Below are 13,044 nucleotides of genomic sequence, written 5' to 3' on the forward strand. Positions count from 1 at the left end.
CGTATTTGGCTGCAAAATCAACTTGCTGGCGATACCGGCAGCGTTTTTTTCTGTTGATCAGAGGCAATGCCCAGTTCAATTAATTCCATTACTTTTATCGCTTCCGAGGCGGGTACTGGGTTGGCAGCAGTACCTAAAATGGCATCACGGATCCCCGCATAATAAGCAGGATAATTACCCGGCAACGTCAGTAGTGGTTTCTCAGCGAGGATGCCATCATGTGACAGTGTCACTACTCCATCGCGCATATCGTAGCCCCAATCTGCCTGTGGCAAACGTTCACCCGCTTTCAGCCTGTCCTCTTGTGGGTCCAGACCAAATTTAATGTAACTCCCCTGCATGCCGTGCACGATATAACGAGCAGTTTCTGCTGCGGCTAACACCGTACCGTGTAACACTACCCGTTGCCCCGGATAACTAAGAACCGCGTGGAAATAATCAACAGATTGCGCACCGGGGCGCAGCATCCCTAAATCAACATTTAGCGTCTGTGGCAAACCAAACAGTTGTAGCGCCTGATCCAACAGATGTGGGCCTAAATCGTACCAAATGCCACTGCCCGCACCGGCTTGTTCACGCCAACGCTGGCGGATCTCCGGGCGATAGCGGTCAAAATGAGATTCGAAATAGACAACATTCCCCAGTGAGCCTTCAGCCAGCAGTGTTTTCAGCGTCAGGAAATCACTGTCCCAACGGCGATTATGGAACACTGAAAGCAATAAGTGGGCCTCATCTGCTTGTTTCTTCAATTCATTTGCTTGTGACAGTGTCACGGTAAACGGTTTATCCACCACCACATGTTTACCGGCAGCCAGTGCTTGCTGAGCCAGCGGGAAGTGAGTGTCATTCGGGGTTGGAATCACGATAAGATCGATTGAAGGATCATCAAATAACGTTTTGGGGTCAGAAACCACCGTCATTGTCGGCCAGTCAGCATGTACTTTACTGGCATCACTACTGGAAACCCCTGCCAGCTCTAGCCCCGGAGTGCCCATAATCAGCGGCGCATGGAACGTTTTGCTGGCATAACCATAGCCCAGTAAACCCACTTTGATTTTTTCAGCCATTATATTTCCTCTCGCGCAGCATATTTGCCAATTGATATCAGTCGATCAATCGATTTGACACCATGATGATTCCCGCGACAAGAGGTAATTTTTGGCTGAATGTCAGTGGCGAGACTAAATTCGCACTATGGCCTCAGCATTATCCCGCCATTCTGGCTGTCGGAGGCTGCGTTGCGGGTAATTGGTTTCAATGCTACGACGCCTGAAATCACTGGGGCTAACACCAACACGCTTACGAAAAACGCGGGAGAAATAGAGTTGATCGTCGTAACCCACCACGCGACCAATAGTGGCAATCGGTTCTTGCGTGGTTTGCAGTAATAACTTAGCCCGAATAACCCGCTGGTCTTCACGCCAACGCAATATATTGATACCAACTTGTTCACGAAACAGATGTGCCAGACGTGACGGAGACAGGCAAACATGACGTGCAACTTCGTCAATACGCAGCTCACCGGCCAAATTGCCGGTAATAAACTGGCACGCTTCAATCACTCGAGGGTCCATAATGCGTTGTGGACTAAGAGGATCTTCTTCCATTGCGCGCAGCAGTAAGCGCTCAAGTAGATTCATACCCAACTCTTCGCCAAAACGCCGTCCTGATTTTTGCGTCTGTTCAATATTGGCAAACAGGCGATCAAATTCCAGTAATAAGTTGTTGTTAGGCAAAGATAACCGCCCAACTTCATGCGTTTTGCTATGCCACTCCAACCAGTCCGCCCAGTATGCCCGTGGCCGGAAATAGACCCAACGGTGATACCAACAATCACTGTTCGGTGAGCGACCATAATAGTGTGATGCCTTAGGGGGAAAGAGCAGCAAATCACCTGGATTGCTGTAAAAGGTATTCTCACCGTCAAAAATCTTACCTTGCCCCTTAATGGTCAGATTCAGGATATAGCCCTTCATGCCGCCTGGCCTATCGATAAAAAAATCGAGTGGTCCATCGGCCAGAATCGGGGTTAATCCTGCTACCAGATAGGCATTAAAGGTATAGCCGGGTAACAAGGGATTGGGTTGCGGTTCCTGAACCATTCGATGGTACATTTAGCCTCCTTGGAGTCCTGATCTGATTGGCGTGCAAACACATGTGCTTATTTCAGTTTATCGGGCAGAATTCACGCTGCCCGATAGTGATTACAGAACTGTGAGCCAGATAGGCTTTTTATGGACTTTTCTGTCACCGTGCAACTTATACCGTCCGTTTAGCCAACTGTTTGTAACGGTCGAAGATAACCGCTGCCAGCAGGATCAAACCACGGACCACATATTGGGAGAACGGAGAGATATTGAGTAGGTTCATGGCATTTTCCACTGTCCCCAGAATCAAGATACCAGCGATAACATAGGAAATCTTACCAATCCCACCTTTCAGTGACACGCCCCCCAGCACACAGGCCGAGATAACAATCAGCTCATAACCAATCGACGTCATTGGCTGACCACTGGTCATCCGTGATGCCAAAATGATCCCAGCCGCCGCCGATACCAAACCCGATAAGACAAAAATGATGATTTTAGTGCGAACTACCGGCACCCCCGCCAGGCGCGCCGCATCTTCGTTGCCCCCGATAGCCAGGGTATTGCGGCCAAAGGTAGTTTTGTTTAACAAGAAGCCAAACAAGGCCAGACAGGCAATAGTAATCCAGATAGGAGCAGGCAAACCGAGCCAATTGGTATAACCCAATGCGAAGAAACGCTCATCCTCGATACCCACCGCTTTACCATCAGAGATGATATAGGCCAGGCCGCGAACAATCTGCATCGTCGCCAACGTGGTGATCAAGGCGTTAATTTTCAATCTGGCAATCACAAAACCATTGATCAGCCCGCATAGCGCGCCCAGTAACAAACCGGCGCCTACCCCCAGCCACATATTTTCGGTCATATTGATAACAACTGCCGTCGTTACCCCCGCACAGGCAATGACTGAGGCGACGGATAAGTCAAAATCGCCGGATGCCAGACAAAACAGCATGCCACAGGCCACCATCCCCGACATCGAGATAGCCAACCCTAACCCTTTCATATTGATAAAGGAGCCAAAGTTAGGCACAAATATCACACAACCAATAAATACCACCGCGAAAACTACCAACATCCCATAGCTATCCCAAATACGGGATAGTCCTAGTCCACTTTTAGCGGGTGTATCTTGTGGTGGTTGCGACTGACTATTGTGTGCTCCACCTTTTAACTCAGTTGATGCCGGGTTCTTCTTATCAGAACTCAAAGTAACGCTGGACATGGATAACTCCTTCACAATCAAGCAACCGCAGGCGCGGCATCAGTAGCAATATTCGGGGTGCGTAGCATCGCCAGACTTAACGCCTGTTCTTCAGTGGCAGAACCGTGGTCTAACTCACCAGAGATTGCCCCTTCCCGCATCACCACGATTCGGTCAGCCAGCCCAAGAACTTCTGGCAAATCACTGGACGCAAACAGCACCGCAATACCCTGTTTCGCCAGTTGATAAATCACGTTATAGATTTCATGTTTAGCCCCAACGTCGATACCTCGAGTTGGCTCATCCAACAGGATCACTTTCATATCTTCGGATAACCAACGGCCCAAAATGGCTTTCTGCTGGTTGCCGCCGGACAAATTCATAATCAGTTGTTGAGGGCTGGGTGTTTTGATATTCAAAGACTGAATACGCAGTGCCGCATTCTCCTGCTCCCAGCGGTTGTTGATCAAACAGCCAGCCGTCAGTGTTTTGCGCCGTGCGCTGATATTGATATTGTCCTGTACCGAATGAACCGGAATAATGCCATCTGCTTTACGGTCTTCCGGGCATAACATGATCCCGGCGGTGATGGCATCGATGGGTGAACGAATCGTCAGTGGCTTGCCATCCAGCAAAACCTGACCACTGCTAAGCCTGGTGCCACCAAACAACCCTTTCAGTAATTCACTGCGCCCCGCCCCCACCAAACCAAACAGGCCAACAATCTCCCCTTGATGGACGGTCAGACTTATTGGCGATTTCACCCCAATCGCCTTCACCTCTTGCAATGTAAGACGCTCTGGCCCTATTTCACGCGGCTGATAACCATAAATATCACCCAAATTGCGCCCAACCATGGCTTGTACCAGCGAGTCGTTATTCACCTGGGTCATATCGTCAAACGTGCGCACATACCGGCCATCTTTAAACACCGTAATGGCATCACTCAGTGCAAAGATTTCTTCCATCCGGTGTGATACATACAAAATGACCCGCCCTTCGGCGCGTAATTCACGGATCACCCGGAACAGTTGTTCTATCTCTCTGGCAGAGAGCGAACTGGTCGGCTCATCAAAAGCAATGATTTTGGCATTACGGGCCAGCGCTTTGGCAATTTCGACCATCTGCCATTGGCCGATGGAGAGATATTTCAGTGGGGTATCGGGGGAGATGTCCAGCCCCAAATGTGAGAGCTGCAAACTGGATTCATAGCGCAATAATTTGCGATCAACCATGCCCATCTTGGTAGGTAATTGGCCCAGATAGATATTTTCTGCCACCGTCATTTCCGGCACCAAATGCAGTTCCTGATAAATGATCGCGACACCGGCATCAAGCGCATCGGTGGTATTGGCAAAATTAACCACTTTGCCCTTAATGTGAATTTCACCCTGAGTCGGTGAGTAGTTACCGCTGAGAATTTTCAACAAGGTTGATTTCCCCGCGCCATTCTCTCCCATCAGGGCATGGATTTGACCGGCCTGACAGGTAAAACTGATATCATCCAGCGCTTGAACACCGGGGAAACTTTTTCCAATGCCACAAAAAGCCAGATAAGGTGACTGTTCGGCTTCCAGCTCGGCTTGTAACGCAGAATGGAGTGCTGACATGATGGCTTCCTTATAAAGTTTGGGTCGCACGGTACCACCCGTCTGTGTGGTCCATTGGGGCAAGCCGTAGCCTGCCCCCGTGCGCCATAGCGTGTATACCCTTCGAATTTGACGCGGCCAGAGGGTTAGCCGCCACGCCCATGACGTTGGGTATAACGGAATTACATCAAGCCTTTCTTCTCTAACTCGACTTTGAAGTTATCCCGGGTGATCAGCACCACATCAGTCACTTCAGTAAATTTCGGTGGTTCAACACCTTTGGTCACCCAGTCATTCAGCATCTGGATACTCTTATAACCATGAATATCCGGGCTTGGTAACAGAGAGCCATAGAAACCGGTAGCCTGGCCTTTGGACAGTTCACTGACTGCATCAACGCCATTGATACCAATGCCAATCACATTGGGTGCTTTAAAGCCCTGACCTTCTGTCGCCCGGACACCACCCAACACGGTGTTGTCATTCATGCCGACAATCAGCCAGTTTTTTACTTCAGGATGCTGGACTAACATGGAGTTGGCGGCATCAAATGCCCCAGGGATATCATTGGATTTGGTCGGTACTTTATAGATTTGCTTTTCTGGGAACCCTGCGGCTTTCAGCGCGTCCATTGACCCACTGGTACGTCGGCGAGCCGTGTCCAGTTCATCAGAAGTGATCGCCATTACCGCCGTTTCACCCGGTTGCCAGCCGCGTTTACTCATCTCTTTCCACAGTTCCTGTCCTTGACGCTCACCAATTTTGGTCGCCGCCATCATGACTAATGGAACACTTTCCATCGGTTTGCCTTTGGCATTCACAAATTGGTCGTCTACTGCGATCACTTTCAGGTTATAACTGCGCGCCTTCGCCTCGATGGCCGGCCCCAGTTTCGGGTCTGGTGTACAGATAACAAAGCCTTTCGCACCACTGGCGGCAAGGCTATCGATAGCATTCAAGGTTTTCTCACCATCGGGCACTGCAATTTTTATCACTTCAAAACCTAAATCTTTCCCTGCTTTATCTGCAAACTTCCATTCGGTCTGGAACCAAGGTTCTTCAGGCTGCTTTACCAGAAAACCCAACTTCATGCTTTCGGCAATAGCTGAATGTGACATAACTGCCGCTAACCCAACGACTGCCAGCGCCTTAGTTAATTTATGCATAGTGTTCTCCGAACTATTTTTGTAGGAAGAGATGATTTTTGTTTATTTAATCGTCAACCACCCAAATCATCTGATTTTTAGTGGAAACGTTATCAATGTTATTTTTCAGTTTTAGTGCGGTTGAATGCTTTATTGAAAGCCACTTAACCTCACCACACCCGGTAAGACGCTGACAGTTTTAACGTTAATTATGCTTTAGAATGTAGAGCGCTATCACATCCAGGGATTACAGTTTATTTATCCATATATTCAGCAAATTTAACCTCTCTCTAACTTTTGACTGACATCACAAAAACACTGTAGGAAGCAGAAAAGTACATACTTCCAGCCATCGGCTCCTCACATCTTGCTGTCACTCACTCCTATGGTTATTGGCAATGAATTCCTGTTTTCTGCAAATGTTAGGAGCAACCACTATGACAACCAGCGTTGTATCGGCGGACCGTCCTTTATTAACCAATAAAGCTATAGCGCTCGGATTAGATTTTGGCAGCGATTCCGTCCGGGTATTGGCGGTAGATTGTCAACATGGCACCGAGATCGATACCGAAGTTGTCTACTACCCTCGCTGGCAGCAGGGCCTTTATTGTCAGGCCGCACAAAATCAGTTTCGCCATCATCCACTGGACTATATAGAAGCCATGGAACAGGCGATCCGTCAGGTCGTCAGCCGCCTGTCAGAAGAGCAGCGCCTGCAAATCGTCGGGATTGGTGTTGACTCCACGGGTTCAACACCCGCGCCGATTGATGAGCAAGGACAGGTATTGGCACTGCGCCCTGAATTTGCAGATAATCCCAATGCGATGTTTGTGCTGTGGAAAGACCATACGGCTATAGAAGAAGCGGAAGAGATTAATCGCTTATGTCGCAGTGGCGAATTTGCCGACTATTCCCGCTATATTGGCGGTGTCTACTCTTCTGAATGGTTCTGGGCAAAAATCCTGCACGTGACACGCGCCGATGCCGCCGTGCGTGATGCAGCGGTGTCGTGGATTGAGTTGTGTGATTGGGTACCGGCACTGTTATCCGGCACCACCGCCCCACAGGATATTCAACGGGGGCGATGCAGCGCGGGCCATAAAAGCTTATGGCACCCATCATGGGGGGGATTGCCACCGCGTGAATTCCTGGCGGCACTGGATACCCGTCTGGTAGACGACCTTACATACCCTATGTTTACTGATACCTACACGGCTGAACGGCCGGTGGGTTTAATTACTGCCGCATGGGCTGAGCGTTTGGGGCTACCGACCGGTGTTGTGCTCTCTGGTGGCGCGTTTGATTGCCATATGGGTGCCGTGGGCGCAGGTGCTCAACCTTATACCTTGGTCAAAGTTATTGGTACCTCCACTTGCGATATTCTGATTGCCGATGACAAGTTGGTGGGTGAGCGCGCCATTGCCGGTATTTGCGGTCAGGTTGAAGGCAGTGTGGTACCCGGCTGGATTGGTATGGAGGCAGGTCAGTCAGCTTTTGGTGACATGTATGCCTGGTTCAGTCGTTTACTGAGTTGGCCATTACGTCAGGCCGCCTTGGCACAACCCGAATTGCAACCCCAGTTAAAGCAGATTGAATCTACCCTCCTCGCGTCACTCACCGCTGAATGGGCAAAGAACCCTTCACTGGATCACTTGCCAGTGGTATTGGATTGGTTTAATGGTCGCCGTACGCCGAATGCTAATCAACGTTTAAAAGGGGTTATTACCGATCTGAATTTGGGAACCGATGCCCCTACTCTATTTGGTGGTTTTATCGCAGCAACCGCTTTTGGTGCGCGCGCTATCATGGAGTGTTTTGAACAGCAGGATATTCCGGTTGAGAACGTGTTGGCATTGGGCGGTATTGCGCGTAAATCACCGGTTATCATGCAAGTTTGTGCCGACGTGATGAATCGACCACTGCAAATTGTTGCCTCTGATCAATGTTGCGCGCTGGGAGCGGCAATTTTTGCCGCCGTGGCCGCAGGAATATATCGCGATGTCCCTGCTGCGCAGCGTCAGATGGCCTGTAAGATTGAGCGCACTCTGACACCTGACGCCAGCCAGGTTGCTCGCTATCAGCAACTTTATCAGCGCTATCAACAGTGGTGTCTGTCAGCAGAACCACACTATATGCCAGTAACCGATACACCTGCGCCAATGACCGAGACGACACACTGATCTTGGCGATCAAACTGATTTATAAATATATTTTTTATAACAATTTATTAAACGGAGTATCAGATGGACGTATTCAAGCAATCAGAAGTGTGGTTTGTCATTGGTAGCCAGAACCTGTATGGCCCGAAAACCCTGCAACAAGTTATGGATAATGCCCATCAGGTGGTTAACAGCCTGAATAGTGAAGCGGGCTTGCCAATAAAACTGGTACTAAAACCGTTGGTGACCACACCGGATGAGATAACTGCACTGTGCCGTGAGGCGAACTATGATACCGCCTGTATCGGGGTAATGACGTGGTTACACACCTTCTCTCCCGCCAAAATGTGGATTGGTGGTTTGAGTATTCTGAATAAACCTTTATTGCAATTCCACACTCAGTTTAATGCGCAGATCCCGTGGGAAACCATGGATATGGACTTTATGAACCTGAACCAAACCGCCCATGGTGGCCGCGAGTTTGGCTTTATCGGCGCGCGGATGCGCCAACAACACAGCGTGATAACCGGTCATTGGCAGGATAAAGCAGCGCATCAACGTATTGGTCAATGGATGCGAGTAGCGGCAGCCAAACAAGAAAGCCAACAGCTTAAAGTGGCACGTTTTGGCGACAACATGCGCGAAGTGGCAGTAACCGACGGTGATAAAGTGGCTGCTCAAATCCAGTTTGGTTACTCAGTTAATGCCTATGGGATCGGTGATTTAGTCACGGTGGTGGATGCCGTTAGCAAAGGTGATATTGATACCTTGGTTGAAGAGTATGAAGCCACTTACCGCTTCACTGATGCGGTAAAACTGAACGGCAATAAACGTGAAAATTTGCTGGATGCGGCCCGTATTGAATTAGGCATGAAGCGTTTTCTAGAACAAGGTGGTTTTAAAGCCTTTACCACTAACTTTGAAAATCTGTATGGCTTGAAGCAGTTACCGGGGCTGGCAGTGCAACGACTGATGCAACAAGGTTACGGTTTTGGCGGTGAAGGTGACTGGAAGACTGCCGCGTTGCTGCGCATTCTGAAAGTAATGGGCACTGGCCTGAAAGGTGGCACCTCGTTTATGGAGGATTACACCTATAACTTCCAACCAGGCAATGATTTAGTGGTTGGCTCTCATATGCTGGAAGTGTGTCCCTCTATCGCCAAAGAAGAGAAACCGTTGCTGGATGTACAACACTTAGGTATCGGTGGTAAAGCCGATCCGGCGCGCTTGATCTTCTCTACACCGGCAGGCCCGGCACTGAATGCCAGTTTAATTGACATGGGGAACCGTTTCCGCTTATTGGTCAACGTCGTCGATACTGTCGAACAGCCGCACCCCTTACCTAAACTGCCGGTAGCCCGTGCTATCTGGCAAGCTCAGCCGTCGCTGGCAACGGCTGCTGAAGCTTGGATTATCGCCGGTGGCGCGCACCACACGGTATTCTCTCAAGCCGTCGGGGTGGATGAATTGCGCCTGTATGCCGAGATGCACGGTATTGAATTCCTGTTGATCGACAATGATACGACGCTTCCTGCATTTAAAAATGAAATCCGCTGGAACGAAGTGTATTACCATCTAAATCGCTGAGTTAAGGCTAATACAGCGATTTAATTTGTTGATTTAAATAGACCTGGTAATTTAAATAGACTTAGTGATTTAAATAAATCAATTGATTTAAACATGCTATCCAGGGGCTTAACGGCCCCTGAGTTTAATGACAACCTGTCCGCCACGGTGAAAAACCAGCAGATCGTAAAGACGTCATTTTCCCCGCGCATAATAAGCACCTATTTAGGCTCGAACCGCACCATCCTTGCCACGGATACAATATCTTCTGCCTATTCTCCCCACCAGAGCTCGTGTCGTCGAAGTTTGTCAGCAGTCTGAGGAGCTTAACAGCCCTATATGTTTTCAACATCGCCGTCACTGCCGCTAACGTGCTGCCCATAACCAATGAGGTGTGGCCTCTTGTTGTATCGTTGTCTCACTTAACTGTTTATCCAACAAGATATGGCGACAGTGGCTTTCCTGCTGTAGCGCCGCCACCAGCTCAGCAGCATGGGACACCACAATCACCTGGGTATGTTGTGCCGCCTGCCCAATCAACCGCGCTAATGGTTTTAACAGATCAACATGCAGGCTGATTTCGGGTTCGTTCAGGATCATCATTTCGGGAGGTCGTGGCGATAGCAATGCCGCCACCAGCAATAAATAACGTAAGGTACCGTCTGATAGCTCTGCGACCTTGAGTGGCCTTAACAAACCTTGCTGTGACAACAGCAACTCAAAATTGGGTTCAATAGCCAACGTAGTTCCGGGAAAAGCATCTGTAATGGTATGCGTGAGTGCATCGGTATCCCCGATCTCTCTGATCGTTTGTAACGCTGCGGCCAAGTCCGCACCATCGCTGGCCAGTACCGGTGTATAAGTCCCCACTTGAAGCTGGCGAGCTGGCGCATGACGGTCGGTACGCAGATTGTCATAAAAACGCCAGGCCCGCATCCGTTCGCGCATAAGCAGAATCTCTGGGGCATCACGGGGGTCTGTGCTGTGGGTCATCATACTGTCATAGGCCGCTAACCCGTGATATGACTCGCGCCAAATTCCGCGCTCATCACGGATGCGAACCCGCGGGCCTCGCCGCTCAGCAAAAAGCGCATTATTGTTCAGGGTATCGCCACACCACAGGCTTTCAAGCTTGATTTCAGGATCCAATGCAAAAAATGACCTGCGCGGTGTGGGGAGACCCAGATCGATAGCATAACCATAGTCCGCACCAGCAAAGCCCAATTTGAGGCTCACGGGATGATGGCGAGTGGTACCTTCAATCGGTTGTTCTCCTGATTTCATCGACTGGGAAAACGACGCGGGCCCCGCCCAGAGGGTTGATTGTAAACCGCCCTCCGCCGCCAATGATTGGATAACCTGCCCCTGACCAATATCTGACAGCAACCGGAGCGCTCGATAAAGACTGGACTTGCCACTGCCATTCGCGCCGGTAATGACATTCAATTGCCCCAATTCAAGTACCACATCGCGTAACGAACGGTAGCCAGAGATAGCAAGCCGAGTGATCATCATTCTTCCTTCTTCAACAAAAAATCTTAATTTGCGAAACACTGATTATATACACAGTGGTATTCAATGACCCATCTTGTCTTCACCTCGTTTAGGCACTGTTTACGGTTTTGTGATTGGTGTCTTGTATATCGCTGTCGTTTTATTGCCGTTCAATCACTCAATTTAGCATCACAGAAACCGGTTACAGAAACCGGTTGCATAAATAACGTTTTCCCTAATACACTGAGGATAGAGATTTTATCAAACACCCTTTTTATCCATTATATGAGAGTGATTTTATGTCTGCTTTCCCGAAAAATTTCCTGTGGGGTGCCGCCAGCGCCGCTTATCAAGTTGAAGGTGCCTATGATACTGATGGTAAAGGCCCTTCTATCTGGGACACTTTTGCACATCTGCCCGGTACCACCTATCAGGGAACCAATGGTGATGTTGCTGTCGACCACTATCATCGTTTCCGCGAAGATGTAGCTCTGATGGCGGAGATGGGCATGAAAAGTTATCGTTTTTCAATTTCATGGCCGCGTTTGTTGCCAACAGGCCGTGGGGAGGTGAACGCCGCGGGAGTTAAATTCTACAGTGAATTGATCGATGCATTGCTGGAACACAACATCGAGCCGATGATTACGCTCTATCACTGGGATTTGCCACAAGCCTTGCAAGATGAAGGGGGTTGGGAAACCCGCAGCACCACCGATGCTTTTGAAGAATATGCACGTTTGTGTTATCAGCACTATGGTGATCGGGTCAAGCTCTGGTCAACGTTCAACGAGACCATCTGTTTTATTGGTTTTGGCTATATTACTGGCGGTCATCCGCCGGGCGTCCAGAATCCTGCCCGTGCTATCCAAGCCTGCCATCACGTTTTTGTCGCTCACGCCAAAGCGGTTGCAGCATTTCGTGCCAGCGGTATCGACGGGACAATAGGTTTTGTGAATGTCCTGCAAACCAACACGCCACTGAGTGATTCCGCCGAAGATATCGCCGCATTTCGCTTAGCTGAAGGGATCTTTACCCATTGGTTATATGATCCAGTGTTAAAAGGTGAGTATCCAGCTGAATTGCTGGCACAGACCCAGGCCATTTGGGGTGTTCCACAATTCGCCCCCGATGATGATGCTCTGTTACGTAACAATATCTGTGACTTTATTGGGTTGAACTACTATAAGCGTGAAACTATTGCTGCCAATAACCAAGAAACGCATCTGACCATGAACACCTCAGGTGAAAAAGGTTCCGGTCATCAACAAGGGAATGAGTTCGGCTTCAAAGATTTGTTTAAATTTGTCCGCAATCCTAACGGGATTTATACCGACTGGGATTGGGAGATTTACCCGCAGGGCCTTACTGAAGGTATCATGAATATCAAGGCGCGCTATGGTGACATCCCTATCTATATCACTGAAAATGGCTTGGGTGCTAAAGACCCAATCATTGAGGGCGAAGTGGTTGATGATGACCGGATTGATTACCTGCGTCAGCATATTGTGGCAATTGAAGATGCCATCAAGCAAGGTGCAGATGTCCGTGGTTACTATCCGTGGTCATTTATCGATCTACTCAGTTGGTTGAATGGCTTCCAGAAGCAATATGGTTTTGTTTATGTCGACCATCAGAAACAACTGGCACGTCAGCGTAAAAAAAGCTTCTTCTGGTATCAAGGGGTGATTAAAACCAACGGTGACAAGTTGTAATCACGCACTGTATGGCTGGTGATAGCTGGGTGAGAGATTCTCACCCAGCGTTATTTTAAGCGAGATTAATAACCCACTGCGCGAT

At 49.2% G+C, this 13,044-nt stretch carries 9 protein-coding genes; 3 read left to right on the forward strand and 6 right to left on the reverse strand.

Annotation, left to right across the window (positions count from 1 at the left end; translation table 11 throughout):
* Positions 1-17 precede the first annotated feature (17 nt).
* From A6J66_005710 to A6J66_005730, 5 genes are all read right to left on the reverse strand, one after another.
* A complete protein-coding gene (locus A6J66_005710) occupies positions 18-1,067 on the reverse strand; it encodes an oxidoreductase (protein ID PNM23739.1) in 1,050 nt (349 codons plus the stop codon).
* 114 nt (positions 1,068-1,181) lie between these two features.
* Positions 1,182-2,114, reverse strand: coding sequence for an arabinose operon transcriptional regulator AraC (locus tag A6J66_005715; protein PNM23740.1), 933 nt, complete (start codon positions 2,112-2,114; stop codon positions 1,182-1,184).
* Between the two features lie 145 nt (positions 2,115-2,259).
* On the reverse strand, positions 2,260-3,315 hold the full coding sequence (gene araH, locus A6J66_005720) for an L-arabinose ABC transporter permease AraH (protein ID PNM23741.1): 1,056 nt from the start codon (positions 3,313-3,315) through the stop codon (positions 2,260-2,262).
* 17 nt (positions 3,316-3,332) lie between these two features.
* Entirely contained in the window at positions 3,333-4,904 is a 1,572-nt protein-coding gene (araG, locus tag A6J66_005725) for an L-arabinose ABC transporter ATP-binding protein AraG (protein PNM23742.1), read from the reverse strand.
* A gap of 161 nt (positions 4,905-5,065) precedes the next feature.
* Complete coding sequence (locus A6J66_005730) at positions 5,066-6,049, reverse strand: arabinose ABC transporter substrate-binding protein (GenBank protein PNM23743.1); 984 nt, start codon at positions 6,047-6,049, stop codon at positions 5,066-5,068.
* Positions 6,050-6,465: 416 nt separating this feature from the next.
* Between A6J66_005730 and A6J66_005735 the strand changes: the two genes are divergently transcribed.
* Both A6J66_005735 and A6J66_005740 read left to right on the forward strand, forming a co-directional pair.
* Entirely contained in the window at positions 6,466-8,208 is a 1,743-nt protein-coding gene (locus A6J66_005735) for a ribulokinase (protein ID PNM23744.1), read from the forward strand.
* A 63-nt stretch (positions 8,209-8,271) separates the two neighbouring features.
* Positions 8,272-9,774 (forward strand): L-arabinose isomerase, encoded by a 1,503-nt coding sequence (locus tag A6J66_005740; protein PNM23745.1) that lies wholly within the window; start codon positions 8,272-8,274, stop codon positions 9,772-9,774.
* A 345-nt stretch (positions 9,775-10,119) separates the two neighbouring features.
* On the opposite strand, the gene A6J66_005745 is transcribed toward A6J66_005740, so the two are convergent.
* Entirely contained in the window at positions 10,120-11,265 is a 1,146-nt protein-coding gene (locus tag A6J66_005745) for a DUF2813 domain-containing protein (GenBank protein ID PNM23746.1), read from the reverse strand.
* 281 nt (positions 11,266-11,546) lie between these two features.
* Here A6J66_005745 and A6J66_005750 point away from each other — a divergent pair, with 281 nt between their 5' ends.
* On the forward strand, positions 11,547-12,959 hold the full coding sequence (locus A6J66_005750) for a beta-glucosidase (protein ID PNM23747.1): 1,413 nt from the start codon (positions 11,547-11,549) through the stop codon (positions 12,957-12,959).
* The last annotated feature ends 85 nt before the right edge of the window (positions 12,960-13,044 follow it).

The sequence above is a fragment of the Yersinia enterocolitica genome (assembly GCA_002082245.2).
Lineage (GTDB): Bacteria > Pseudomonadota > Gammaproteobacteria > Enterobacterales > Enterobacteriaceae > Yersinia > Yersinia enterocolitica_E.

Excerpts from the sequence above, each read along its gene's own strand:
- A6J66_005750 (PNM23747.1), top strand. The coding sequence starts at position 11,547 with ATGTCTGCTTTCCCGAAAAATTTCCTGTGGGGTGCCGCCAGCGCCGCT.
- A6J66_005735 (PNM23744.1), top strand. The coding sequence starts at position 6,466 with ATGACAACCAGCGTTGTATCGGCGGACCGTCCTTTATTAACCAATAAA.
- A6J66_005740 (PNM23745.1), top strand. The coding sequence starts at position 8,272 with ATGGACGTATTCAAGCAATCAGAAGTGTGGTTTGTCATTGGTAGCCAG.
- A6J66_005715 (PNM23740.1), bottom strand. The coding sequence starts at position 2,114 with ATGTACCATCGAATGGTTCAGGAACCGCAACCCAATCCCTTGTTACCC.
- A6J66_005745 (PNM23746.1), bottom strand. The coding sequence starts at position 11,265 with ATGATCACTCGGCTTGCTATCTCTGGCTACCGTTCGTTACGCGATGTG.
- araH (PNM23741.1), bottom strand. The coding sequence starts at position 3,315 with ATGTCCAGCGTTACTTTGAGTTCTGATAAGAAGAACCCGGCATCAACT.
- araG (PNM23742.1), bottom strand. The coding sequence starts at position 4,904 with ATGTCAGCACTCCATTCTGCGTTACAAGCCGAGCTGGAAGCCGAACAG.
- A6J66_005730 (PNM23743.1), bottom strand. The coding sequence starts at position 6,049 with ATGCATAAATTAACTAAGGCGCTGGCAGTCGTTGGGTTAGCGGCAGTT.
- A6J66_005710 (PNM23739.1), bottom strand. The coding sequence starts at position 1,067 with ATGGCTGAAAAAATCAAAGTGGGTTTACTGGGCTATGGTTATGCCAGC.